Origin of the sequence: Xanthomonas sp. BRIP62409 (genome assembly GCF_003992965.1) — a bacterium.
Lineage (GTDB): Bacteria > Pseudomonadota > Gammaproteobacteria > Xanthomonadales > Xanthomonadaceae > Xanthomonas > Xanthomonas euroxanthea.
On record NZ_QEZJ01000030.1, the window covers coordinates 90,319 to 114,782 of the forward strand.

The 24,464-nt window shown below is 60.9% G+C and carries 21 protein-coding genes; 14 read left to right on the forward strand and 7 right to left on the reverse strand.

Features of this window, described 5'->3' with window-relative positions; translation table 11 throughout:
• The first annotated feature begins 44 nt into the window (after nt 1-44).
• The 10 genes from EO170_RS18120 (at nt 45) to EO170_RS18165 (ending at nt 12,658) form a co-directional block, all read left to right on the forward strand.
• Complete coding sequence (locus EO170_RS18120) at nt 45-1,244, forward strand: cystathionine gamma-synthase (RefSeq protein ID WP_104583284.1); 1,200 nt, start codon at nt 45-47, stop codon at nt 1,242-1,244.
• Entirely contained in the window at nt 1,241-2,620 is a 1,380-nt protein-coding gene (locus tag EO170_RS18125; RefSeq protein WP_126947130.1) for a glycosyltransferase family 4 protein, read from the forward strand. Before EO170_RS18120 ends, EO170_RS18125 begins: the two co-directional genes overlap by 4 nt.
• Before the next feature lie 92 nt (nt 2,621-2,712).
• Nucleotides 2,713-3,498, forward strand: coding sequence for an ABC transporter permease (locus EO170_RS18130; RefSeq protein ID WP_042827951.1), 786 nt, complete (start codon nt 2,713-2,715; stop codon nt 3,496-3,498).
• Nucleotides 3,495-4,781 carry an ABC transporter ATP-binding protein gene (locus EO170_RS18135; RefSeq protein WP_102580569.1) on the forward strand — a complete coding sequence of 429 codons (1,287 nt, stop codon included), beginning with the start codon at nt 3,495-3,497 and terminating at the stop codon, nt 4,779-4,781. The genes EO170_RS18130 and EO170_RS18135 overlap by 4 nt, the downstream gene beginning before the upstream one ends.
• A 39-nt stretch (nt 4,782-4,820) precedes the next feature.
• Entirely contained in the window at nt 4,821-7,109 is a 2,289-nt protein-coding gene (locus EO170_RS18140) for a methyltransferase domain-containing protein (protein WP_241239471.1), read from the forward strand.
• 49 nt (nt 7,110-7,158) lie between these two features.
• Entirely contained in the window at nt 7,159-8,220 is a 1,062-nt protein-coding gene (locus tag EO170_RS18145; RefSeq protein ID WP_126947133.1) for a glycosyltransferase family 4 protein, read from the forward strand.
• A 20-nt stretch (nt 8,221-8,240) separates the two neighbouring features.
• Nucleotides 8,241-9,989 carry a glycosyltransferase gene (locus EO170_RS18150; protein ID WP_126947243.1) on the forward strand — a complete coding sequence of 583 codons (1,749 nt, stop codon included), beginning with the start codon at nt 8,241-8,243 and terminating at the stop codon, nt 9,987-9,989.
• The gene (locus tag EO170_RS18155) at nt 9,989-10,624 is read left to right on the forward strand and encodes a glycosyltransferase (protein WP_241239472.1); all 636 of its coding nucleotides are present in this window, start codon (nt 9,989-9,991) and stop codon (nt 10,622-10,624) included. The genes EO170_RS18150 and EO170_RS18155 overlap by 1 nt, the downstream gene beginning before the upstream one ends.
• A 77-nt stretch (nt 10,625-10,701) precedes the next feature.
• The gene (gmd, locus tag EO170_RS18160; protein WP_012439287.1) at nt 10,702-11,736 is read left to right on the forward strand and encodes a GDP-mannose 4,6-dehydratase; all 1,035 of its coding nucleotides are present in this window, start codon (nt 10,702-10,704) and stop codon (nt 11,734-11,736) included.
• On the forward strand, nt 11,720-12,658 hold the full coding sequence (locus EO170_RS18165; protein ID WP_126947136.1) for a GDP-mannose 4,6-dehydratase: 939 nt from the start codon (nt 11,720-11,722) through the stop codon (nt 12,656-12,658). The genes gmd and EO170_RS18165 overlap by 17 nt, the downstream gene beginning before the upstream one ends.
• Nucleotides 12,659-12,799: 141 nt before the next feature.
• Here EO170_RS18165 and EO170_RS18170 read toward each other — a convergent pair whose 3' ends face one another.
• From EO170_RS18170 to EO170_RS18200, 7 genes are all read right to left on the reverse strand, one after another.
• Nucleotides 12,800-15,052, reverse strand: a complete 2,253-nt coding sequence (locus EO170_RS18170; RefSeq protein WP_126947139.1) for a sugar translocase — start codon at nt 15,050-15,052, stop codon at nt 12,800-12,802.
• A gap of 69 nt (nt 15,053-15,121) precedes the next feature.
• Nucleotides 15,122-15,562 (reverse strand): GtrA family protein, encoded by a 441-nt coding sequence (locus EO170_RS18175; protein WP_126947142.1) that lies wholly within the window; start codon nt 15,560-15,562, stop codon nt 15,122-15,124.
• Nucleotides 15,549-16,478, reverse strand: coding sequence for a WxcM-like domain-containing protein (locus EO170_RS18180; RefSeq protein WP_014506561.1), 930 nt, complete (start codon nt 16,476-16,478; stop codon nt 15,549-15,551). Before EO170_RS18180 ends, EO170_RS18175 begins: the two co-directional genes overlap by 14 nt.
• Nucleotides 16,475-17,446, reverse strand: coding sequence for a glycosyltransferase family 2 protein (locus EO170_RS18185; protein ID WP_126947145.1), 972 nt, complete (start codon nt 17,444-17,446; stop codon nt 16,475-16,477). Before EO170_RS18185 ends, EO170_RS18180 begins: the two co-directional genes overlap by 4 nt.
• Nucleotides 17,431-18,534: a DegT/DnrJ/EryC1/StrS family aminotransferase gene (locus tag EO170_RS18190; protein WP_076039707.1), complete on the reverse strand. Its 1,104-nt coding sequence runs from the start codon at nt 18,532-18,534 to the stop codon at nt 17,431-17,433. The genes EO170_RS18185 and EO170_RS18190 overlap by 16 nt, the downstream gene beginning before the upstream one ends.
• 538 nt (nt 18,535-19,072) lie before the next feature.
• A complete protein-coding gene (locus EO170_RS18195; RefSeq protein ID WP_126947148.1) occupies nt 19,073-20,017 on the reverse strand; it encodes an electron transfer flavoprotein subunit alpha/FixB family protein in 945 nt (314 codons plus the stop codon).
• Nucleotides 20,017-20,763, reverse strand: coding sequence for an electron transfer flavoprotein subunit beta/FixA family protein (locus EO170_RS18200; RefSeq protein WP_126947151.1), 747 nt, complete (start codon nt 20,761-20,763; stop codon nt 20,017-20,019). The genes EO170_RS18195 and EO170_RS18200 overlap by 1 nt, the downstream gene beginning before the upstream one ends.
• 230 nt (nt 20,764-20,993) lie before the next feature.
• Here EO170_RS18200 and rfbB point away from each other — a divergent pair, with 230 nt between their 5' ends.
• The 4 genes from rfbB to rfbD all read left to right on the forward strand — a co-directional run bounded on the left by rfbB (nt 20,994) and on the right by rfbD (nt 24,457).
• Entirely contained in the window at nt 20,994-22,049 is a 1,056-nt protein-coding gene (rfbB, locus tag EO170_RS18205; protein ID WP_126947154.1) for a dTDP-glucose 4,6-dehydratase, read from the forward strand.
• 61 nt (nt 22,050-22,110) lie between these two features.
• Nucleotides 22,111-22,998, forward strand: coding sequence for a glucose-1-phosphate thymidylyltransferase RfbA (gene rfbA / locus EO170_RS18210; RefSeq protein ID WP_104583292.1), 888 nt, complete (start codon nt 22,111-22,113; stop codon nt 22,996-22,998).
• The gene (gene rfbC, locus EO170_RS18215; RefSeq protein WP_126947157.1) at nt 22,995-23,552 is read left to right on the forward strand and encodes a dTDP-4-dehydrorhamnose 3,5-epimerase; all 558 of its coding nucleotides are present in this window, start codon (nt 22,995-22,997) and stop codon (nt 23,550-23,552) included. Before rfbA ends, rfbC begins: the two co-directional genes overlap by 4 nt.
• On the forward strand, nt 23,549-24,457 hold the full coding sequence (gene rfbD / locus EO170_RS18220) for a dTDP-4-dehydrorhamnose reductase (protein ID WP_126947160.1): 909 nt from the start codon (nt 23,549-23,551) through the stop codon (nt 24,455-24,457). Before rfbC ends, rfbD begins: the two co-directional genes overlap by 4 nt.
• The last annotated feature ends 7 nt before the right edge of the window (nt 24,458-24,464 follow it).

Here is a 24,464-nt window from a genome sequence, read left to right on the forward strand (position 1 = left end):
TCAGACCTGCTTGCTACAATCCGCCACTTTTTCCGGGAACCTCCATGTCCAATCGCACCCCACCCAGCCACGATGGCGAGCGCGCACTGTCGCTGGCGACGCTGGCGATCCATGGAGGGCAGTCGCCGGATCCCAGCACCGGGGCGGTGATGCCGCCGATCTATGCGACGTCCACCTATGCGCAGTCCAGCCCGGGCGAGCATCAGGGCTTTGAATACTCGCGCACCCACAACCCCACGCGCTTTGCCTATGAGCGCTGCGTCGCGTCGCTGGAAGGCGGCACGCGCGCGTTCGCGTTCGCCTCCGGCATGGCTGCCACCTCCACGGTGATGGAGCTGCTGGATGCCGGTAGCCACGTGGTGGCGATGGACGACCTGTACGGCGGCACCTTCCGCCTGTTCGAGCGCGTGCGTCGCCGCACCGCCGGCCTGGATTTCAGCTTCGTCGACCTGACCGATGCGGCCGCCTTCGAAGCCGCGATCCGCCCCGAGACCAGGATGGTGTGGATCGAGACCCCGACCAACCCGATGCTCAAGCTGGTCGACATCGCCGCCATTGCCGCGATCGCACGCAAGCACGGCCTGCTGATCGTGGTCGACAACACCTTCGCCTCGCCGATGCTGCAACGCCCGCTCAGCCTGGGCGCCGACATCGTCGTGCACTCGGCCACCAAGTACCTCAATGGCCACTCGGACATGGTCGGCGGCATCGCGGTGGTCGGCGACAACGCCGAGCTGGCCGAGCAACTGGCCTTCCTGCAGAACTCCATCGGCGGCGTGCAGGGGCCCTTCGACAGTTTCCTCGCCCTGCGCGGCCTCAAGACCCTGCCGCTGCGCATGCGCGCGCATTGCGACAACGCGCTGGCGCTTGCGCAGTGGCTGGACACCCACCCCGCGATCGAAAAGGTGATCTACCCCGGCCTGGCCTCGCACCCGCAGCACGCCCTGGCCCAGCGCCAGATGTCCGGCTTCGGCGGCATCGTCTCGATCGTCCTCAAGGGCGGCTTCGACGCGGCCAAGCGTTTCTGCGAGAAGACCGAGCTGTTCACCCTGGCCGAATCCCTGGGCGGTGTGGAAAGCCTGGTAAACCATCCCGCCGTCATGACCCATGCCTCCATCCCGGTGGCCCGCCGCGACCAGCTCGGCATCAGCGACGCGCTGGTGCGGTTGAGCGTGGGGGTTGAGGATGTGGGGGATTTGCGCGGGGATCTGGAACGTGCCCTTGAGGCGTCTCGTTCTTCATGACTGCTTCGCCGCAACGACAGGACGTGTTCGCGTATTGGCGGAGTGGGCTGGCCGGCCTTCGCCTGCAGTCGTGGGTACGCCAACAGTCCTGGTTGCAGCGTATCTATCGCATTTTCCCGCAGCGTTGGCGCGACCGCGTTTCTTCCACGCTGTCCGCCCGCTCTTTGGTTCAAACGCGGTTTCAGCGCACCGCCGCCTGGGAGCTGTGCGCGAAAGGCGCTGAGGCTTCCTTGCCGATGGACGCTGATATCTCCGTCACCCGGATTCCATCGGTGGGGATCAACATTGTCGGCTATCTCCGCGGCGAATTCGGGCTGGCGGAGAGCGCAAGGATGTATGCGCGTGCGCTGATCAGCGCGCGCGTTCCCGTGTCGTTGTATGACCTGGACATGGGACTTGCGCACTCCTGGGACGACCGGAGTCTGGATGGTCTCATCGACCAGCGCATGCCGCACCAGGTCACCGTCGTCTTCGTCAACCCCGACTACCTCCAAGCCGCGTTCGAGAAGATCGGCCGGGCCCGCATGGACGGGCATTACGTCATTGCGTGCTGGTTCTGGGAACTTGAAGTGATTCCGCCAAGTTGGCTGAGTGCCATTGCGCTGGTGGACGAGATCATGGTGGCCTCACGATTCATCGAGGATGCGTTCCGCAGCGTGACCGACAAACCGATCATGCGACTTCCGCTGCCGCTCTCTGACCAGCCTGATAGCGGTTTGCAGAGGCAGGACTTCGGGCTGGACCCGGAAACCTTCGTCTTTCTTTTCACGTTTGATTTCCACTCCTTCGTGGCCAGGAAAAATCCCCAGGCCGTGGTCAATGCATTCAGGCATGCGTTTCCCGTCGATCGCAACGATGTGCGTCTGGTCGTGAAGTCAAGCAATGGGCATATGTACCCCGAACAGATGGCGGAACTCCTGAGCCTGGTCGCGGCTGACAAGCGGATCCTGCTGCGGGACGAGGTGATCGACAGGATGCATGTGCGCGCGCTGCAGCGATGCTGTGACGTGTATGTATCGCTGCATCGGGCCGAAGGCTTCGGGTTGGGGCTTGCCGAGTGCATGTCACTCGGTAAGCCGGTCATTGCAACGGGCTGGTCCGGCAACATGGAGTTCATGACGGACAGCAACTCCTGCCTCGTAGACTACGACCTGGTGCCGGTTGCGGGCCGATATCCGGAGTCGGATGGCGCGCGCTGGGCAGAGCCGCGCATCGCATCTGCCGCAGCTGCGATGCGTCGGCTTGCGGACGACACGTTACAGGCGCGGCGGCTGGGCGAAGCAGCCAGGGACGATATCTGCGCAAGGCTTGCTCCCCGAAGCGTAGCGGAGCACCTGCTGGCAAGGGCTGCGAAGGTGGTCGCGTCAGCGCACTGACGGTGGCTGGTTTTGTCGACCCTGTGATGTAGCGATCTGGTTACCCCGCTTCACCAAAGTAGTGAACACTTTCAGAGGTAGCAACGTTGGACATGATCCGGTCCGTATGGGCCTTCCGATACTTCATCCTGTCGTCGATCAGGAATGACCTGCGTCTGCGCTTCCTGCGCAGCAAACTCGGCGCATTGTGGATGATCATTCACCCGCTCATGCAGGTGCTGATCTTTGCGACGATTCTTTCCGAGGTGCTGGCCGCGAAGCTGCCAGGCGTCAATAACAAGTTTGCTTACGCCCTGTATCTGATGGCCGGAACGCTTTGCTGGACCCTGTTTGCCGAATGCATTGGCAAGTGTGTTTCATTGTTCGTGGATAACGGCAATCTGATGAAGAAGCAGGCCTTCCCGCGGATATGTCTCCCACTCATTGCCGGCGGCACCGTCATGGTGAACAACCTGCTGCTGTTCCTGGCAATCATCATCGTGTTCGCGATTCTGGGGCACACCTTGGGGCCGCAGGCAGCCTGGCTGCCGCTGCTGATGCTGCTGACATTGGCTTTCGCGATGTCGATCGGATTGCTGCTCGGCGTCTTCAATGTCTTCGTGCGTGACATTGGGCAGGTCGTGCCGGTTGTTCTGCAGGCAATGTTCTGGGTGACGCCTATCGTTTACACCATCGATATCCTTCCCGCGCAGACCCAGGAACTCTTCAAGCTCAATCCGCTGTTCCCGCTTGTCAGCGCTTATCAGGGAGTACTTCTTTACGGGCGTTCCCCGGCGTGGATCGAGCTTGTCCCGCTCATGCTGGCGACCCTCGTCCTGTGTGTCCTGTCGTTGGTCGTTTTTCGCCGCGCGAGTGCCGAAATGGTGGATGCCCTATGAGCCCTGTGTTGATGGTTGAGGGGCTGGGGAAGTCCTACCGTGTCTGGGGTAGCGAGTGGCTACGCGCCGCCAGCTGGTTCGGGTTGAAGGTCAAGCCGCGAGAAGAGCACTGGGTTCTGCGGAATGTCGGGTTTTCGGTCGCTCCGGGTGAGTCGATCGGGATCATGGGGCGCAATGGCGCCGGAAAGAGCACATTGCTCAAGCTGATCACCGGTACCTCGCAACCTACCGAAGGACGCATCATCCGGCATGGCCGTATCGCCGCGATTCTCGAGCTCGGCATGGGTTTCAATCCGGACCTGAGTGGCAGGGAGAATGCCAGACATTCTGCCGGGCTGATGGGTTACACATTGGAACAAATCGACAAGGTGTTGCCCGAGATACAGGAGTTTGCCGAGATCGGAGAGTACTTCGATGAGCCGGTACGCACCTACTCAAGCGGTATGCAGGTGCGCGTCGCGTTTGCGGTGGCCACCGCATTTCGGCCCGATGTACTCATCGTCGACGAAGCATTGTCGGTGGGCGATGCGTATTTTCAGGCGAAGTGCTTCAAGCGCATCCAGTCTTACAAGGACGAGGGCATGACGCTCATCCTCGTCAGTCACGCGGTCGGAGATGTTGTCAAACACTGCGATCGTGCCATTTTGATCAAGGACGGTAGCGTGCATGCCGATGGGCCCTCGCGTGAGGTCTCCAACCTTTATCTGGACGAGTTGTTCGGCAAGAAGCCTGCATCGCTTCAGGCACAGGCCGATGATGCGCCAGGCCAGATGCACGCTGGCGATGAGGATATCTTTCATACGCGCCCTTACTACAATGCCGGTGAACATCGCTGGGGGCAGGGCGGTGCGCGAATACTCGATTATGTCGTTGTCAGCGGCGGGGAAGAGTTTCCTGCTCGCGTAGAGAGCGGTACCAGGACGGTATTTTACGTCAAGATCGCCTTCGATCAGGATTTTGACAGTGTAGTGCCCGGGTTTTTGATTAAAACCCTCGAGGGTCTATTCCTCTACGGCACCAACTCCTTCCTTTCCAGTGAGGGGCGGTCCGGGATTTCGGTAAAAGCGGGACAGGTCATCGTCTGCAAGTTCAGCATGCCTCTCGACCTCAATGAAGCGAACTATCTGGTCTCGCTCGGCATTTCCAGTGGTGACCCGCTTGTGGAATTGACGCCGCTGGATCGTCGTTACGACGCCATCGTGCTGAACGTCGCAAGAGGGATGCAATTCTGGGGGATGATGGACCTCAAGGCCGATTTCGAAATCGTAGAAGCGTTGTCATGACGGCGTCAGGATCTACCATCACATCAGAGAACATCAGTCATGACTGAAACAATGCATATTGGCGCGCGCGTGGCCGCTCTGCCTGAGAAATATCAGCCGATTTTCGGACACCCCGAGCTTTCGGAAGGAAGTTCGCGCGGCTGCGAAGACAGGTTTGTGCTGATTCGCGAATGTGCGCAAAGGCTCCAGGGAGAGCTTGGTCGCCCACTGCGGGTGCTGGATCTCGGCTGCGCCCAGGGATTTTTTTCATTGAGCCTGGCGGCCGGGGGGCATCAAGTCCACGGTGTGGATTTTCTGGACCTCAATGTCGATGTGTGCCAGGCGTTGGCCCAGGAGCACCCGACGTTCGCTGCGTCATTCGAGCACGGCACCGTGGAAGACGTCATCGCGCGGCTTGATCCAGACCAGTACGACCTTGTCCTGGGGCTGAGTGTCTTCCATCATCTGGTGCATTCCCAGGGAATTGCGCGCGTGGCGGGATTATGCCGCAAGCTCTCCGAGGTCACCGACGCCGGGATCTTCGAGCTGGCATTGCGTGAGGAGCCGCTGTACTGGGGGCCTTCTCTGCCGCACGACCCTGCGGAGTTGTTGACCGATTATGCCTTCACCAGATTGTTGTCGAGGCAGGCAACCCATCTGTCTTCGATTTCCAGGCCGCTGTACTTCGCCAGCAGCAAGTTCTGGTACGTGGGCGAGGCTGTCGGCAGGTTCAGTTCCTGGTCGGGCGAGGCGCATGCCTATGGGCGCGGAACGCATCAGTACAGCAGGCGCTATTATTTCGGCGACAAGGTGTTCGTCAAGAAGATGACGATGGGCATCGGTGGGCGCGCCGAAATCAACTGGCAGGAATTCAATAACGAGGTCGAGTTTCTCAGAAATCCTCCTGCATCGTATCCCGTACCACGGCTGATTGCGGCCTTGGACGATGCATCGGATTTGTTCCTCGTCAGGGAGATGTCCGGCGGACGCCTGCTTTCGGAGTTGATCGATGACGGCTCGCCCTACGATCCGGACAAAGTAGTCTCCGAATTGCTTGAGCAATTGGTAATGCTCGAGCGCGTGGGTCTCTATCACAATGATGTGCGTTGCTGGAATGTTCTGATGTCGCAGGAAGGCAAGGCCATTCTGATCGACTACGGCGCCATTTCTGCCGAAGCCACCGATTGCTCCTGGCTGGGCGACTTGTTGCTGTCCTTCCTGATTACGGTCAAGGAGATCCTGCAACGTCGCATTGTTCCGGCCAGTCCCGGTCGGGAACCGGCTTTGGACTTCATGACGCTTCCTCCTCGTTATCGCAATGCCTTCATCCAGGCATTTGGGGGAGACCAGGCACGCTGGACGTTTGCAGAGCTGCAAGAGTGCCTGGCGCGCTCTGAACCGGCTGCATTGCATGAGCCTGAGTGGACATCGCTTTACAGCCACATGCAACAGGCGTTGCTGAGCTACAACACACGCCTTGGCGCCCTCTATACGCAGAACGAGCATGACCGTGTTGAACTTGCGGCACGCGCATCCTTGATTGAGCGCCTGCAGGTAGGTGCTCAGCAGGCCCAGGACAAGCTTGCAACCCTTCAGCTGGAAGCAGAAACGGCCGATAACCGTTACCGCGATCTGGAAAAGGTGAGTAGCGAACTGCAGGAGTGGGCAAAAGATCTGGAAAAGCGCACTGCCGAAGCCGAGGACAGGGAGAAACAGCTCAACAAGGGCCTGGCGGATCGGGAGGCCGAGAATGCAAGGCTCGTCTCGCAGATTTCGGTGCTCGAGTCCGAGCTGGAAGAGCGTCAACGCGTTCGTGAACTGTCGGAACTGCTTGCCGCTGACCTCAGTCGACTGGTCGAAGAGCGCGATGGCATGCAGGTCAGCATGTCGGAGATGGAGCGCGTCAACACGCAGCAGCAGTCAACCATCGATGAACTGCAGGCGAAAATTGTTTCGCTGGTTCAGCGCGTCAATAGGTCGGAGACTGCCGGCGCCGCGGACGCACGCAGGGTGAAGGAGCTGCAGCTGGATCTGTCCCATCGCTTGCAGGCCCTCGAGGACGCACGTAGCCGCATTCGTGAACTTGAGTTGGCAGTGGATATGCTGGAGGGCCAGATCGGAGAGCTTCATACGAGCCGCTCATGGCGTGTGACAGCACCTTTGAGATGGGTCACCATGAAGGTGACCAAGCGTGGCGGACCTCTCGTGGTTCATGCGCCGCAGCGGCTGGAGCGCACAGAGCCTGTGCTTGCGGAGGATGAGGTGGCAACGCCCGCCGATGTGGCCATCGACAAGCAGCTGGCAGCGCTGGATCAGTTGGGTAGCCGGATCAGGAAATCGAAGAATTAAGGACAGGGATTGCCATGTACCGGCAAGGACATCATGAAGGGGAATGTAGGTGAAGAGAGTTATTGTGCTTGGCGCGCAAGTGCCTTTTGTCAGAGGCGGTGCGGAGCTGCTCAACGAAGAGCTTGTCAAGCAGATCAATCTGTGGGGAAAGCAGCGCCAGGTCGTCGCAGAACTGGTGCAGCTACCCTATAAGTGGTATCCAGAAACAGAAATTCTGTCTTCCATGCTGGCATGGAGGTTATTGAATTTGAACGAAAGCAATGGGCAGAAAATCGATCTGTGCATTTGCACCAAGTACCCGACGTACGCGGCCTCGCATGCCAACAAGGCGCTTTGGCTCGTGCATCAGCATCGAGTGCTTTATGACCTGGAACGTACGCGCTTCGATCAGCCCCACCTGACCGCGAAGGATTCGGCGGTGCGTGATGCCCTGCGGGCGTCCGATCGGGAGCTGCTGGCGGAGATCGAGCCTCGGTATACCATTTCTCAAACAGTTACCGATCGGCTGCAGCAATACAGCGGTCTGGGCTCGGAGGTTCTCTATCCGCCGTCCAAGCTGGCGCCATTCATTACCTCGGGAGACTACGGCGACTACGTGCTGTGTATCGGTCGTCTTGAGTCGATGAAGCGTCCCGATCTGCTGATCCGGGCTGCAAAGCATGTCCCTCATGCAAAGGTGGTCATCGCCGGAACCGGTGCCAGCGAGTATGCCCACTCGCTGGCACCGCTGATCCGGGAGCTGGGCCTGGCGGATCGCGTCCAGCTTGCAGGTTTTGTGGAAGACGAGAAGCTGCTTGAGCTGATTGCCAACTGCCGTGCGGTCTTCTACTCGCCGGTGGATGAGGATTACGGATTCGCGACGTTGGAAAGCTTCGCCGCCTACAAGCCGGTCATTACGGTGGACGATAGCGGTGAGGTTGGCAGGATCGTCGAGTCCACCGGCAGCGGTTGGGTCACAAGTCCCACGCCAGAAGCGATCGCTGAAAGCCTGCTCGATTGTTATGCGAAAGAACCTGCGCAACTGCGTGCATTGGCCGAGGCTGGTCAGCACATGAGTACCTCCATTACCTGGGATCGCGTGATAAGCAATCTGGTGGAGAGCCGGCTTTGAGTACGCCGTTTCGCGTCGCGATGGTCGGGCCGCATCCTCCGGAGCGCTCAGGCATTGCAGAGTACACGGCAGGCCTGTCGGATTTGCTGCGAGACCAAGGCCTGCAGGTCGATGCGTTTACTCTGGACGATCTCACTCGATCCGGCGTGAACGTCGTCGTCGGCAGATTGCTAGACGCCGATGCGATCGTGTACCAGATGGGGAACCATCCAGCCTTCCACGGCTGGATGCTGCCCCTGATGGCAGCAGCGCCGGGAATCGTGCACCTGCACGACCTTGTCCTGCATCACATGGCTGCCGGAGTGCTTAACGACGAAGGCCGTCTACTGAATGGCGACTATCTGGGTCTGCTGGAAAAGTGGTGTTCGGTCACCGATGTCAGGAGCGCGAGTCTAGCGCTTCGCACTGGATCGCCTGTATGGAATCGGGAAGACGTGGTGCGTTTTCCGCTGCATCAAGTGGCCACTAAGCTGGCCACCGAGGTAGTGGTGCATTCACAGTATGCGGCCGATCGCGTCACCAGGGATTTCCCTTGGCTTCCCGTCACGGTAGTGCCGCAACTGTATCCAGTCGTTGCTCCGCGCCGCGTCCGCGATGGCCTTCGCACCATCGCACTGTTGGGCGGCGGACAGGCCAATCGCCGCTTTGACTGGGTCGTACAGGCATTGGCGATGATCGACGCCGATCTGGATGAACCGATCACGCTGGAGATTGCCGGCCAGGTGGAGGAGTCCGTACTTTTACAGCTGGAAGCCCTTGCCGACCTGCGTAACGTGCGGCTGGTCAACCACGGTCATGTTGACGATGATCAGTTCTGGAAGGTCTTCGAGCGCGCGGATCTGATGATCGCGTTGCGCCAACCGACGATGGGCGAGGCTTCGGCAGTCGTGTGCAAGGCGATGCAAGCTGGCCTTCCGAGCGTCGTCTCCGATCACGGGTGGTATGCAGAGCTACCCGCTTCGGTCAAGAAGCTCGCGCCGGACACGGAGTGCCCGCAAGCCCTGGCCGCCTTGCTGCGCCAACTGGCGCTTGACCCGGCAGCGTATGTCGCATGGGCCGAGGAATGCTCTGACGCAGCGAGGCGGCCGGCGCTGGATCCGTATGTCGCCACCGAACAGTATGCGCGTCTGCTGAGACGGCATCGTGTCGTCTCCGACTTCAGGGACCAGGTTGCTGACGCAGTCGTGAGCCTGAAAGTCGAAATCGACTCGCCGCTAGTCGAAGAGCTGCATCGAATCGACGTGTTGAGCAGCCTGCGGGGGGATCGCTGGGTGAATCCCGCCCTGGCAGCGTTGAAGGATCAGGAACTGGATTCGAATGCGCGTGTGGTAGGTGCAACGGTAGGACCCTATCCATACAGTCAGCCGTTGCCGGAAGACGCCTTTCAAGGCAACGCTGCCGTTCCCGAGCAGGAGATGCTGGTTGCCCAACCATCCAGCATGGTCTCCTTGCGCGTCGAGTTGACCAACAATAGTGCGTACTCATGGTTCAGTCCGCTCGGTCACGCACTGCGGCCGTTCGGTATTTACCTCGGACACTTCTGGATTCATGCCGAAACACCGACGGCAGTAGCCGAACAGCCTCGTCATTTTATTTACGATGCGGTCGCGCCAATGTCTTCTGCAGTTTACGATCTCACCGTCCGCGCTCCGGCAGTTGCAGGCGACTATTACCTGGAGGTTGATCTAGTCCAGGAGTCGGTTTGCTGGTTCAAAAGCCGTGGCTTCTCACCGGCCCGGCTTCTCATTCGGGTAGAAGCCGCTCAATAATGAGCGACGTACTCATCCACCACAGGTCCTTATCCATGAAAAACATTATGAAATCTCCGGTTTCCTTCGGTTCCGTTGCCGTACTGGCGACGGTGATCGCGTTTACTGGTTGCTCAAAGGCCCCGGAGGCAGAACAGCCAGTGAAGGCAGAGCCGCAGCAGGCTGCGCAGACCACCGAAGCGGGCGGCATGTCGACTCCGTTGACGCAAGAGCAGGTTGGCGCACGCTACGCCATTGCCTCGGAGCCGGTACTGGTCAACAACGGCGAACTGGTACGGCTTGCAGTGTCGGTCACCAACTCGGGCAAGGTCGCGATTAACTCCAAGGGCACACTGCCGGTCAATCTCGCCATTTCCCTGGTGGATAATTCCGGCAATTTCTCAAATCGGGACTTCCTGCGCGCACCGCTTCCTGCCGAGGGAATTCCGGCGGGTGGTTCCGCTGAAGTGATCGCAGATGTGCCCAGCCAGGCAGTGATTGGCAAAACACTGCGACTCGGTCTCGTCCAAGAATCGGTAGCGTGGTACAGCGACTTCAAGGTGGATTCGCTCGATTATGGCCCCCTGACTTCGTGCCAGGACCAGGGCAAGGAAACGGTTTGTGGTGCGGGCGGAAAGCCTTTGGCCACGCGCTGAGACTCAATGATCATCGGAACGAGCCGCGTTCAATCCCGGCTCGATTCCGTAACTTATAAGTAACCAAGAGAGGGATGATGAAAACTGCGTTGATTACCGGCATTTCCGGCCAAGACGGTGCCTACCTGGCCCAGCTGTTGTTGGATAAGGGCTACCGCGTGTTCGGCACATACCGCCGTACCAGTTCGGTCAATTTCTGGCGGATCGAAGAGGTGGGAATTGCAAATCACCCTAATTTGCACCTGATCGAGTACGACCTGACCGACCTCGGTTCGAGTATCCGCATGCTCGAGAGCACGGGCGCCACCGAGGTTTACAACCTGGCGGCCCAAAGTTTCGTGGGCGTATCGTTCGACCAGCCGACGACGACCGCGCACATCACCGGCATCGGCCCGGTCCACCTGCTGGAAGCCATTCGGCAGGTGAACAAGGACATCCGGTTTTACCAGGCCTCGACATCGGAAATGTTCGGCAAGGTGCAGGCGGTCCCGCAGATCGAAAGCACGCCGTTCTATCCTCGCAGCCCTTATGGCGTTGCCAAGCTGTACGCGCATTGGATGACGGTCAATTACCGTGAGAGCTATGGCATCTTCGGCTCCAGCGGAATTCTGTTCAATCATGAAAGCCCGCTGCGCGGCCGCGAATTTGTGACGCGCAAGATCACTGACTCGGTGGCCAAGATCAAACTTGGACGCTTGGAATGCCTGGAGCTGGGCAATCTGGATGCCAAGCGCGATTGGGGTTTTGCGCGCGAGTACGTGGAAGGGATGTGGCGCATGCTTCAGGCCGATGAGCCGGATACCTTTGTTCTGGCGACAAATCGCACTGAAACCGTCCGTGATTTTGTCAGCATGGCCTTCAAGGGGGCCGGAATCGACGTCGAATTCCGCGGCAAGGATGCAGATGAAACTGCAGTGGATGTCGCTACCGGCAAGGTGGTGATGCGCATCAATGCGAAATTCCACCGTCCTGCAGAAGTGGATCTGTTGATCGGCGATCCCGAGAAGGCAACGCGCGTCCTCGGCTGGAAGCCTGAAACCACGCTGGAGCAGCTCTGCCAGATGATGGTCGAGGCCGATCTCAAGAGGAACGCGCATGGCTTCTCGTTCTGATCTGAACGGCAAGCGCGTTCTGGTCAGCGGAGCGTCCGGGTTCACCGGGCGCTATCTGACCCAGGAACTCAAAGAGCAGGGCTGCACCGTGATCGGAGTGGGAACCCGTGCGGAAAGCGCGGGTTCGGCGACTACAGATGAGTTTCTCCCGATGGACCTGCGCGACGCAGCGGATGTTGCACGCGTCGTTGCAAAGGTGGACGCCGAATACGTCGTCCATTTGGCTGCGGTGGCCTTTGTCGGACATGGCGAAGCCGACGATTTCTATCGTGTCAATCTGATCGGTACGCGAAACCTGTTGCAGGCACTGGCCTCGGCCCGACGCCGTCCAGAGAGAGTGCTGATTGCCAGCAGTGCAAATGTCTACGGTAATGCGACGGAGGGCATCATCGAGGAATCGGTGGAGCCGGCGCCGGCGAACGATTACGCGGTAAGCAAGCTCGCCATGGAATACGTGGTAAGGCTGTGGCACGAGCGTCTTCCATTGGTGATCACTCGCCCGTTCAACTACACCGGCGTCGGTCAATCAGCCAATTTCCTGGTGCCGAAGATTGTTTCGCACTTCGCGTCACGGGCTCCTGCAATAGAGCTCGGCAATACCGAAGTGTGGCGTGATTTCGGCGACGTCAGGTCGCTCGTGCTTGCCTATCGGCAGCTTTTGCAGACACCCGATGCCGATGGACAGACCGTCAATGTCTGTTCCGGGGTTGCCAGCTCGCTGGGCGACATCATCAGGATCTGTTCGGAAATCACCGGCCATCAGATCGACGTGCAGGTTAACCCTGCCTTTGTCCGTCAGAACGAAGTCAAGAAGCTGCTTGGCAGCAATGCCAAACTGCAGCGCCTGATCGGCGACTGGCGCTGCCCTCCATTGGAGGAAACGTTGCGGTGGATGCTTGAAGACGCTGTCCGCACGCACTGAGCGTATGGACAGTGGCAGGTCATGGCGGGGCGTACCGCACGCGAGCTACCTTGCCATCGCTAGGATGGCAGGTGTCCTGATCGGCTCGCCATCGTCTGAAAAAAGAGGCGCCGACTGCCCTGCAGACGCGCGCCTCCGAGTTCATTTAGCGCATGCACCCGTGCATAGCTCGAAGTTGGTCAAGCCGAAGGCGAGAGGCCGCTGATCGCTGGAAACGCCGATCTGCGCGGGGGACACCGGTACCTCGTAGCTCAAAACGACGCGTATTACCTCGCCTGGCTGGCGTGTGGAGACAGGAATCCTGAGCTCCAATGGCGACGGCTGCCCGGCAGTGACGCGGGTATCCAGGGCTTGGACGCCGTTGACTTTGGCACGGATACGCAGCGTTCGCTGGGAGCCCGCGAGAAAGGGATTGCCACGCAGAATCAACGTTGTCCTGCCAGTGGTTGCAGCGCCGACGCGGTAGCGCAATGAAGATGTCATGCCTACTGACCAGACTCCCCAGGCCTCATCCGTCGACCAGCCTTCCGCCAGAAAATTGCGCAGTGAGGGCAGTGCAATCGTGGTGTTTGCTGCAGGCTCGCCGATCAGGCCCTCCCTGGCAGCTTCGGCGCTCGAGGGTTTTGTACCGCCAGGCAGGCGAAAGACGACGACGGCACCATCTTCACGAACCATCGTCGGCGGCGTACCGAGCGCTTGTTCCCACTCGGCGACGACCCCGGCACCTTGGTCGACATACCCTCTTTTATCGATATAGACGGCGTCGAACCCGTAGCGACGAAGCGCATCGAGTTGCGCATTGGCAGGTCGTGTTTCGAGATTCCGATAAAACAGGTCGCCTTCGCGCCCCTTCATGCCGCCATAGCTCCATTTGAGCTGCCGAGAATGCACGAATCCAACAACATGGTCATACGCATTCAACCCGTTCTTCGGTGGCACTTCCGGGAAAGGCATGTACGGCAGCTGGTAGATCGCAGCACCGGCGGGCAGGGACGCTTCGATGCTGCCGATGAAGCGCTTGTCTCGCTCATACGCACCGCGTGCTCCAGCCTGGCACTCGCCACACACCGCTGGGGTCTGGTCCCATACGCCAAAGATCAACATGACAACGGCTGCGACCGAGGCAATGGTGACGCCGTGCCGACGTCCCAGCTTGTCGGAAAGCGTCTGTACCGCGATTGCCACCGCCGCAAGGGTACTGAACGTCAGGAAGATGCTGGCCCGATTCCAGCCGCGGATGGACGGTGAAACGACGTGTGCGAAGAGTGATCCAAGACCACCGATGGTCATGAAGGCGAGCAGCACGCCGGAAAGGATAGCAAGCAGCGCGATGCGCTCTTCAGCATGGCGCTCGGCCAAGCGTGCAAACATCACCAACGCAAGAATGGCCAGGCCGAGGGAGCCTATCAGGCCAAGGGAGGCAGTCCTGTTTTCATTGACCAAGGGCGTGCTGGCCATGTACTGGGCGGTCACATTGGACAGTTTTGCAGACCGATGTTCCGGCTGGGGCAGGATCAACTGCATGAATTTCACCCCGTACAGCTCAGACTCTGCGGGTGTACGTGCGGCAACTTCCGGGTTGCTACCATTAATCCGTTCGTTGATCACGTTTGGTGCAATGTTCGCCAGCGTTCCAAGGGCAAGGAAAAAGATCGCAGGTGCCGCTATACGTGCAATCGACGTCCAATTCCTCTGGTAAAGCGCGATCAGGCAGCTGGTTCCGATCAGGATCAGGCCAAAAACCGTGTAGTAAACGCCGAAACAGCTCAAAACAAGATAAAGCATGGTAAGGGCGATCTTGCGCGCAGGCCGCGCACGCAGGAAATCCAGCGAAGCATCCGAGCGTGCGATACGCACGGCGATCATGAAATAGATCGGGATGCTGAAGTAGCAGGTGTAAAAAATGTGCCGAAGTCGGAGGAAATGAAAAGGCGCCAGCGTAAAAAGTATGGCGGTAGCGAAGGACAATGATCGGCCGACTCGCAGCCAGCGCATCACCCAGTACGCAGCCAGAAAATTCGCAGCGAAGCCTGCGAGGAAAAACAGGTTATGCGCCGCAGCGTTGCTGCTGGTCAGTATGCCAGCAAGCTTCAGGAAGAGAAAACTGCCGGCATCGGCCCCAGGATAGTCAAGAAAGGATGCGCCGAAAGGAAAGCCGCTCCGATCATTCTCGAAGATCCATCCTTCCATGGCGCGCTGCGTCAGCCAGAGACTGCTCAGGGAGTCGTCGCTGTATGAAAAAGGGTAGGCAAGAATCGAAGACAGGCCGGCACGCCAGCCGACGACCAGGACGCTGCCGGCGATGACTGACAGCACTGCGCCGAATAGTAAGGCCAGCCAATCCGTCTTCAGGAGGAGGCCGGGCCGCGTCATTTGAGAAAGTGGGGTGCTCATGTAATCAATAAGTAGGAATGGGGTGCTGCTCGGTCATGCGGCGGATCGCTTTTGGCCGGTTGACTGGACTCAATTGCGTGCCGCACGTTGTTTGTCGCCCTGTAGCAGCAGTTTGCTCAGAACGAATGACACGGGCAGGGTCACTGCAATGGAAATCAGCGGTCCGATTGCTGCAGGCACCCCGAGATGCCCGACGGTGAGCTTCAATGCCAACGCCCCGAGTGCATAAGTCACGGCATAGATAAGCGGGAACGCCGCAAATTTCAGCCAGCTATGTGTAGCGCGGAAGACGTAGCGGGTATTTATGAGGTAGCTGAGCAGGATGCCGGCGCAAAAACTCCCCAGATACGCCCATTGGTAATGAACGAAGCGCAACAACACCCAGTACAGAACAAGGGTAACGCCCGTATTGAGCGCTCCGCCTACCAGAAAACGAAGCGCAACAACGACCCACGACCGGTCCCGTCCCCGTTGGACGGAGCCGGCGGCCTTCAGCTCATCCGGCCGCATTCGCCAGACTCTTGAAGTCCGCGTAGTCGCGAATGTATTCGTCCGAGTCGTAGGGCTCGGAAGCAAATACCAGGAGAACGGCGTCCTTCGAGTACTTGTATTGTGTTCCCCAGATCATCGGCGGCAGGTGGATGCCCTGGTTCGGCGAGTTGAGTTCGACGTCGATGCGGCGGGTGCCGTCATCCGCAAGGACTCTGACCGAGCCGGAGACACAGATCAGGAACTGATGGCAGCGCTTGTGCGCGTGTTCGCCACGGGTCTCCTGGGTGGGGACGCCGTAAACCAGGAAATACCGTCTTGCATTGAAAGGTAGGAAACTATCGAAATCTCCCACGGAGAGCGAGCCACGCATGTCGGCGAAACTGGGCATCCGGTACAGCTTGACGCCCGGAACGGCAGTGTCGGTGATTCCCTGATCAACCGGCAATGCGGCAGGCTGGTTTGCGTCCTTGTCGGAAACGTAGCCGACAATGCGTGCGGGATTGCCAACCACAATGGCATTGGGCGGCACAGAGCGCGTAACGACTGCGCCAGCGCCGATCATCGCACCACTGCCGATGGTGGTGCCGGCCAGGATGGTTGCATTGGCGCCAATCGAGGCACCCGACTCGACCACGGTGCCGAGGAATTTCTCGGGATACACCCTGCTGCGCGGGAACAGGTCGTTGGTGAAGGTTGCGTTCGGCCCTACGAAAACGTCGTCGCCCAAACGCACGCCGTCCCACAGTTGCACGCCGCATTTGACGGTGACGCGGTCACCTACGATGACATCGGATTCAACGAACACGCCGTCGCAGATATTGCAGTCGCGGCCTAGGCGCGCTCCGGGAAGCACGTGCGCGAATGCCCAGACGCGGGTGCCCTCGCCGATGTTCTCGCTCTCGCAAAGGGCATTGGGATGCACGAAATAACTCACGGTTTATCCTTTTTGAAGTTTTCGACCGACTGAATGATCGACAGCGGACGTGCCTTGGTATTTTCGAACGCATGCCAGGCGTAGGTACCCACGATACCCAGGCCCAGTGAATTGAGCGCGCCGAAAAAGAGAATGGTCAGGATGGTCAGGGTATAGCCCGGCACTGCGACGAGTCCGGAAAACTTCGCGGCCAGCACCAGTGCACCGAGCAGCGTGGTAAATGCCAGCGCGATCAGGCCCAGCGCCGTCAGCATGCGGACCGGCAGGTCGGTGAAAGCAAAGACGCTGTCGGACAGATACCGCAGTTTCTTGTTGAGGGTCCAGGCGCTCTTGCCGTGCTGCCGCTCGCGCCGCTGGTAGCTGACGAATTCGCGCTTGCCGCCCAGCCAGAACAGCTGCGCAAGCAGGCTGGAATGGGCTTCGTTCAACAGCAACAGCCGCTCGAGGAAACCACGGCTGACAGCGAAGATATCCACGCCACCCTTGGGAATGTCCTTGATGACCATGCGCCGGTAGGTTGCCCAGAACAAGGTCGACGCCAGCTTCGAGGCCGCCGGATCGCTGCGCGCTTCGCGCACGCCGAAGGCCACGTCATAGCGCTCGCTGGCGTAGCGTTGCCAGAAGTCGATGACCAGCGTTGGGGGTTCCTGCAGATCGGCGGCCATGACCGCCGTCAGCTCCCCGGAGCTGAGCTGCAGCCCGGTACGGATCGCCGGAAATGCGCCGAAGTTGCGGGTCAGCGTTGCCAGTTGCGAGCGGAACGCGCAGCCAGGCAACTTTTCGCGCAGCAGGGCGTAGCTGCGGTCAGGGCTGCCGTCCACCACGAAAACCGCTTCGAAATCCCCACCCACGCTCCGTGCGATGAAGTCGACGGCCTGTAGCAGTTCATCGATCGAACCCTCGTTGCCATAGATCGGAACGACGAGGCTGAGAGAAGGCAATTGCACGTCGCTCAGAACCGGTTGCATGCTTCGATGACCCGGTCGACTTCCGCGTCGGTCAGCTCGGGGAAGCAGGGCAGTGTGGTGACGCGCGCCGCATCGGCTTCCGTGTTTGGCAGTACCACTGAATCAAATGCACCCGCATGGCAGGGCTGACGGTGGTCACACAACGGGTAATGGACTTCCGTCTGCACACCGGCGGCCTGCAAGTGTGCACGCAGTTGCTCACGGTCATCGCAACGCACGACGTACAGATGCGCCACGTTGTCAGCGCCCACCTGGCCGGCTGCTTCGATCCTGGGGTTGGACAGCCCCTGGGCGTAGCGGTTGGCGATCTCCCTGCGACGCTGGTTCCAGCCATCCAGCAGGGGAAGCATGTACCGCAGCATGGCGGCCTGCAGCTCGTCGAGACGACTGTTGCGGCCACCCCGCAAGCTGTTGGTGTACTTGGCTGTCCATCCGTACTGACGCAGTTGCGCAGCTCTGGCGGCCAGCTCGTCGTCGTTTGTCACGATCGCGCCACCATCGCCCAGTGCACCCAGATTCTTGGTCGGATAAAAGCTGAAGCAAGCGATATCGCCGAAGCTGCCTGCGCGATGGCCATTTCGCTCCGCGCCGTGGGCCTGGGCGCAGTCTTCCAGGACCTTGATGCCACGCGGTTGGCAAAGCGCGACGATCGCTTCGATGTCGGCAAGTTGGCCATACAGGTGGGTCACGATGACGGCTGCTGGCGCACTGCCGCCAGCGAGCATTGCTTCCAGCGCAGGTACGGACATCAGCCCAGTGCCCGCACCTGTATCGACAAACGCAGGCGAAGCGCCACATGCCAGGACTGCGCTGGTGCCATACATCGCGGCATTCGCAACAACGGCCACCGTATCACCGGGACCGACGCCCAAGGCCTTCAGGGAGAGCTCTAGGGCGTCGGTTCCATTGGCGACGCTGACGCAATGACGGACGCCGCAATAGTTGGCGAACTCCTGCTCAAAGGCCTTCACGTTCGGACCGAGCACATAGTAGCCACTTGCGACGATAGTGCTTGCGATCTGAGACAGGGCATCCTGTACGGGCGCGATGTGGCGGGACAACGAGTTGACGGGAATCAGAGCGTCCATGGAATCCGAGGTATCAAGTGATGTGTGGATGGAGTTGAAATGCTGCGGCAGCGATGCACGGCCGAGGAATCTTTGAGCAGAAGGATATCGCGTTCGACCGCTGGTCAGCGGGCAGGCCTGGCCCAGGGGGACGATTGGGGGAGCCAACATGGCTTGTTTGGTATGGCGCCGGACTTTCGGTGCAGCGCAGGAGGTTTGAACGAACACAAGCGTCGGCCCCGCAATCGATGCCGGCAGTGCATGGGCAGCGCTGGCTGCCAGATCCGCCTCCTTGCAGCGCGGGCTATCGCGTATCCGTCTTCATTCGCAGCACCGGGACTTGTCGACGCACCGGTTCCGGCGACGAGGGGCGACACGGAGCTGACGACCTTCAACCCACGTGTGGCCGGAACCTCGAAGCTCAAGGGCATCTACGGTATCCCGATAAGTGACGCCAATTATAACGACACGTGCTGTTGTGGCGGACAGTTTGTCGGCCGCCCCCGCGATCCTGACCGGCGCCGCGCAGCCGATTGGCCACGCGGCGCGCATCGCCGTATCAGCTCAACGCCTGTTCCAGCTCCGGCAACAGCGTGAACAAATCCCCCACCAACCCGATATCGGCAATCTCGAAGATCGGCGACTCCGGGTCCTTGTTGATCGCCACGATCGTGCCGGCGTCCTTGATGCCGGTCAGATGCTGGATCGCCCCGCTGATGCCGATCGCCACGTACAGCTCGGGGGCGATGATCTTGCCGGTCTGGCCGACCTGCAGTTCGTTGGGCACGTAGCCGGCGTCCACGGCGGCACGCGAGGCGCCCACGGCGGCGCCGAGCTTGTCGGCCAGGCTATAGATGTGCTGGAAGTTCTCGGCCGAGCCGACGCCGCGGCCGCCGGAGACCACGCGCTTGGCGCTCTGCAGGTCGGGGCGGTCTGAGCTGCCTGCGGCCAGCCCGATGAAGCGGGTGTGGGTCGGCAGCGCGGCATCCACAGCGACGGACTCGATCGTTGCGCTGCCACCGGCTGCCGCTTCCGGCCAGGAGGCGCTGCGCACGGTTGCGACCACGACCTGGTCGGCCGGTGCCTTCACCGTGATGATCGCATTGCCGGCGTAGATCGGGCGCTTGAAGGTGTAGGCATCTTCGACCGCCATCAGGTCCGAGACCTGGTTGACGCCCAGCAGCGCGGCCACCACCGGCATCAGGTCCTTGCCGAAGGTGGTCGAGGGGCCGAACACGTGGGTGTAGCCCTGGCCGGCGAGCTGGGCGATCTGCGGCCCCAGGACCTGCGCGATGGCATGTTCGTTGGCGGCGTTTGCCACCGTCAGGACGCGGGCAACACCCGCCAGGTGCGCGGCCTGCGCCGCAACCGCGGCTGGGTTGGCCGCCAGCACGACGACGTCGATGGCCTCGGCCGACACGGCCAGCGCGGCGCTCAGGGTCTTGGCGGTGGCCGCGTTGAGCTGGCCGTTGAGATGTTCGGCAACGATGAGAACCTTGGCCATTACAGCAACCCCTTCTGCTTGAGTGCGGCCACCAGTTCGGCGGCATCCTTGACCATCACCCCGCGGCTACGCTTGGACGGCGGCGCATAGTGGGTGGTGCTGAGGCTGTCGTGCGCAGCGACGCCGAGATCGGCAAAGGCCAGCGTTTCCAGCGGCTTGCTCTTGGCTTTCATGATGTCCGGCAGCTTGATGAAGCGCGGCTCGTTCAGGCGCAGATCGGTGGTGATCACCGCCGGCAGGTCCACTTCCAGCGTTTCCAGGCCTGCGTCCACCTCGCGGGTCACCGTGGCCTTGCCATCGGCGACCACCAGCTTGCCGGCGAAGGTCGCCTGTGGGCGCCCCCACAACGTAGCGAGCATCTGACCGGTCTGGTTGGCGTCGTCGTCGATCGCCTGCTTGCCCAGGATGACCAGGTCCGGCTGTTCCTTTCCGACCAGCTTGAGCAGGGCGCGCGCGGCGGTCAGCGGCTGGATCGCCGCGTCGGTGACCACGTGGATGGCGCGGTTGGCGCCCATGGCAAGCCCGTTGCGCAGATGCGCGGCCGCATCGGCCGGCGCCAGGGTGGCGACCACCACCTCGGTGGCGATACCGGCGTCGCGCAGGCGCAGCGCCTCTTCCAGGGCGATTTCGTCGAACGGGTTCGGCGAGAGCTTGACGCCGTCGGTGACCACACCGGAGCCATCGGGCTTGACCTGAATGCGGACGTTGTAGTCCACCACGCGCTTGTAGGCGACGAGGATTTTCATCGTGTACGAGATCCTTCAGCTGTTGCGGGAAGGCCCGGCCGCGGCGGCAGGCTCGGGAGTGGGGCCATTCTAACCGGGCAAGCAGTACCATGCGATGGCGTATGGGTGCTGCGGCGCAACAGCTTCGCGCAGTTGTTCGGGCAATGCTTAGGCCCGGTATTGCCCGGACCGTATATCCTGTGTGGTTTGAAAATGCGGCGCCGCGCGCGCGCGACCAGGAGGGGTAGACAGTGGCGACTTGGCTAGTAACCGGCGGGGCCGGTTTTATCGGCGGAAATTTTGTTCTTGAGGCAGTCGCGCGCGGGGTCCGCGTGATCAATCTCGACGCGCTCACCTATGCGGGGAACCTGAACACGCTGGCGTCGCTGGAGGGCAATGCCGACCATGTCTTCGTCAAGGGCGACATCGGCGACGGCGCGCTGGTGACCCGGCTGCTGCAGGAACATCAGCCGGATGCGGTGCTGAACTTCGCTGCCGAAAGCCATGTGGATCGCTCGATCGAAGGCCCCGGCGCGTTCATCCAGACCAACGTGGTCGGCACCCTGGCCTTGCTCGAGGCCGTGCGCGATTACTGGAAAGCGCTGCCGGACGCGCGCCGCGAGGCCTTTCGGTTCCTGCATGTGTCCACCGACGAGGTCTATGGCACGCTGGGCGAGACCGGCAAGTTCACCGAAACCACGCCGTATGCACCCAATTCCCCGTATTCGGCATCCAAGGCGGCCTCCGATCACCTGGTGCGCGCGTTCCACCACACCTACGGGCTGCCGGTGCTGACCACCAACTGCTCGAACAACTACGGCCCCTACCATTTCCCGGAAAAGCTCATTCCGCTGGTGATCGCCAAGGCGCTGGCCGGCGAGCCGTTGCCGGTGTACGGCGATGGCAAGCAGGTGCGCGACTGGTTGTTCGTCAGCGACCACTGCGAGGCGATCCGCACCGTGCTGGCCAAGGGCAGGGTCGGCGAGACCTACAACGTGGGCGGCAACTCCGAGCGCCAGAACATCGGGGTCGTGCAGGCGATCTGTGCGCTGCTGGATCAGCATCGCCCGCGTGCGGACGGCAAGCCACGCGCAAGCCAGATCACCCATGTCACCGATCGCCCCGGACACGATCGTCGCTACGCGATCGATGCCTCCAAGCTGAAGAACGAGCTGGGTTGGGAGCCGGCGTATACCTTCGAGCAGGGCATCGCGCAGACGGTGGCGTGGTACCTGACCAACCAGGCCTGGGTTCAGGGCGTGCTGGATGGCAGCTACCGGCTCGAACGGATCGGCGCCGCGGCCTGACGCGACCCCCTAGCAAGCGCCCGCGCATGTCTGCGTGTGCGGGCCTCAACAGGACACCCTGATGACACAACGTAAAGGCATCATTCTGGCGGGCGGCTCCGGCACGCGCCTGTACCCGATCACCAAGGGCGTCAGTAAGCAGCTGTTGCCGGTGTACGACAAGCCGATGATCTACTACCCGCTGAGCGTGCTGATGCTCGCGGGCATCCGCGACATCCTGATCATCAACACCCCACACGAGCAGGCGCTGTTCCAGTCGCTGCTGGGCGACGGTTCCCAGTGGGGCGTCAATCTCCAGTATGCCGTGCAACCCAGCCCTGACGGCCTGGCGCAGGCCTATCTGATCGGTCGCGAGTTCATCGACGGCAAGCCGAGCTGCCTGGTGCTGGGCGACAACATCTTCCATGGGCACGGCCTGACCGACACCTTGCGCCGCGCGGATGCGCGTGAGCAGGGAGCGACCGTCTTCGGTTACTGGGTCAACGATCCCGAACGCTACGGCGTTGCCGAATTCGATCAGCAAGGCAAGGTCATCGACATTGCCGAAAAGCCGGCAAAGCCCCGTTCCAACTACGCGGTCACCGGCTTGTATTTCTATGACGGCCAGGCCAGCGACTACGCGGCTGCATTGAAGCCCTCGCCGCGCGGCGAGCTGGAGATCACCGATCTCAATCGCTGCTATCTCGAAGCCGGCAACCTGCACCTGGAGCCACTAGGGCGCGGGTATGCATGGCTGGATACCGGGACGCACCAGTCATTGCATGAAGCGGCCAATTTCATCGAGACCATCCAGATGCGGCAGGGTCTGCAGGTGTGCTGCCCGGAGGAAATCGCATTTGGCCAGGGCTGGATCGATGCCGAGCAGCTGGAGCGCCTGGCGGCGCCGTTGTTGAAGAATGACTACGGCAAGTATCTAACTGCATTAGCCAAGCGTGGGGTCGTCCATTGAAAGTGATCGAAACGACGTTGCCCGGCTGCGTCGTCATCGAGCCTGCGGTCTTCGGCGATGAGCGCGGTCAGTTCTTCGAAACATGGAATGCAGAGCGCTTCGCGCAGCATGGGCTGCCGACGAGTTTTGTGCAAAGTAACGTCTCCACGTCCACCAGGGGCGTGCTGCGCGGTCTGCATTACCAGTGGCCTCGGCCACAGGGCAAGCTGGTGAGCGTGCTCGAAGGTGAGGTCTATGACGTTGCGGTGGATATCCGCGCCGGCTCTCCCCACTTCGGGCGTTGGACCGCCGTTTTACTGAGCGCAGAAAACCGGCGCCAGGTCTGGATACCTGAAGGCTTTGCACATGGCTTTGCAGTGCTTTCAGAGAAAGCGTTGTTCAGTTATTTGTGCACCGACGTGTACGTCAAGGAAGCAGATGCAGGCGTGCGTTGGAACGATGCGGCGATCGGTATCGATTGGCCGATCAGCGATCCATTGCTGTCGGCCAAGGACGCCAAGGCGCCGTTTCTGGATGAGGTGCCAGCCGACCGACTGCCGGTGTATATGCCGTGACCACGTTGGTGTTTGGTGCGAACGGGCAGGTGGGTGCGGAACTGTTGCGCGCATTGGCCGCCGATGGCTCGGTGCAGGCAACGACACGCAGTGGTCAGCTGCCTGACGGCAGCGCCTGCGAGACGGCGGACTTCGACGCACCGCAAACGCTAACTGCCTTGCTGGACCGGGTTTCCCCGTCGCATGTGGTCAATGCCGCCGCCTATACCGCGGTGGACCGCGCCGAGCAGGATCGCGCCAGCGCATTGCGTGTCAACGCAACCTCGCCTGGTGTCATCGCCGCCTGGTGCGCATCCCGTGACGTACCGCTGGTGCACTACTCGACCGACTACGTCTTCGACGGTCGGGGCACAGAACCGTATCCGGAAGACGCGCCGACCTCGCCGCTGGGCGTGTATGGCGAGACCAAGCTTGCGGGTGAGCAGGCCATCCGTGCTTCCGGCGCGCAGCATCTGATCCTGCGGACGGCATGGGTGTATGCCTCGCATGGCGCGAATTTCCTGCGCACCATGTTGCGTGTGGGTGCCGAGCGCGATGAGCTGCGGGTAGTGGCCGACCAGGTCGGAACACCGACGCCCGCGGCCCTGATCGCCGATGTCACCGCGCAGTTGCTGCGTCAACGCAGACCAGGCACCTCTGGCACATGGCACCTCACGGCAGCAGGGCAAACCAGCTGGCATGGCTTTGCCGAGGCGTTCTTCCAGGAGGCGGTCAGCGCAGGCCTGTTGTCGCGCGCGCCGCGTGTGGTGCCCATCACGACCGCCGACTACCCGACGCCCGCACAGCGGCCGGCATACTCGCGGCTGTCGATCGACAAACTGCAGCGCGATTTCGACATCGTGTTGCCGGACTGGCAAGTCGGCCTGCAGCGCGTGATTGCCGAAATCGCCGCTGCCAGGCACTAGATACGCG

Excerpts from the sequence above, each read along its gene's own strand:
- EO170_RS18185 (WP_126947145.1), bottom strand. The coding sequence starts at position 17,446 with ATGCAACCGGTTCTGAGCGACGTGCAATTGCCTTCTCTCAGCCTCGTC.
- EO170_RS18195 (WP_126947148.1), bottom strand. The coding sequence starts at position 20,017 with ATGGCCAAGGTTCTCATCGTTGCCGAACATCTCAACGGCCAGCTCAAC.
- EO170_RS18120 (WP_104583284.1), top strand. The coding sequence starts at position 45 with ATGTCCAATCGCACCCCACCCAGCCACGATGGCGAGCGCGCACTGTCG.
- EO170_RS18150 (WP_126947243.1), top strand. The coding sequence starts at position 8,241 with ATGGTCGGGCCGCATCCTCCGGAGCGCTCAGGCATTGCAGAGTACACG.
- EO170_RS18125 (WP_126947130.1), top strand. The coding sequence starts at position 1,241 with ATGACTGCTTCGCCGCAACGACAGGACGTGTTCGCGTATTGGCGGAGT.
- EO170_RS18155 (WP_241239472.1), top strand. The coding sequence starts at position 9,989 with ATGAGCGACGTACTCATCCACCACAGGTCCTTATCCATGAAAAACATT.
- EO170_RS18135 (WP_102580569.1), top strand. The coding sequence starts at position 3,495 with ATGAGCCCTGTGTTGATGGTTGAGGGGCTGGGGAAGTCCTACCGTGTC.
- gmd (WP_012439287.1), top strand. The coding sequence starts at position 10,702 with ATGAAAACTGCGTTGATTACCGGCATTTCCGGCCAAGACGGTGCCTAC.
- EO170_RS18175 (WP_126947142.1), bottom strand. The coding sequence starts at position 15,562 with ATGCGGCCGGATGAGCTGAAGGCCGCCGGCTCCGTCCAACGGGGACGG.
- EO170_RS18200 (WP_126947151.1), bottom strand. The coding sequence starts at position 20,763 with ATGAAAATCCTCGTCGCCTACAAGCGCGTGGTGGACTACAACGTCCGC.
- EO170_RS18170 (WP_126947139.1), bottom strand. The coding sequence starts at position 15,052 with ATGAGCACCCCACTTTCTCAAATGACGCGGCCCGGCCTCCTCCTGAAG.
- EO170_RS18130 (WP_042827951.1), top strand. The coding sequence starts at position 2,713 with ATGATCCGGTCCGTATGGGCCTTCCGATACTTCATCCTGTCGTCGATC.
- EO170_RS18190 (WP_076039707.1), bottom strand. The coding sequence starts at position 18,534 with ATGGACGCTCTGATTCCCGTCAACTCGTTGTCCCGCCACATCGCGCCC.
- rfbA (WP_104583292.1), top strand. The coding sequence starts at position 22,111 with ATGACACAACGTAAAGGCATCATTCTGGCGGGCGGCTCCGGCACGCGC.
- EO170_RS18165 (WP_126947136.1), top strand. The coding sequence starts at position 11,720 with ATGGCTTCTCGTTCTGATCTGAACGGCAAGCGCGTTCTGGTCAGCGGA.
- EO170_RS18140 (WP_241239471.1), top strand. The coding sequence starts at position 4,821 with ATGACTGAAACAATGCATATTGGCGCGCGCGTGGCCGCTCTGCCTGAG.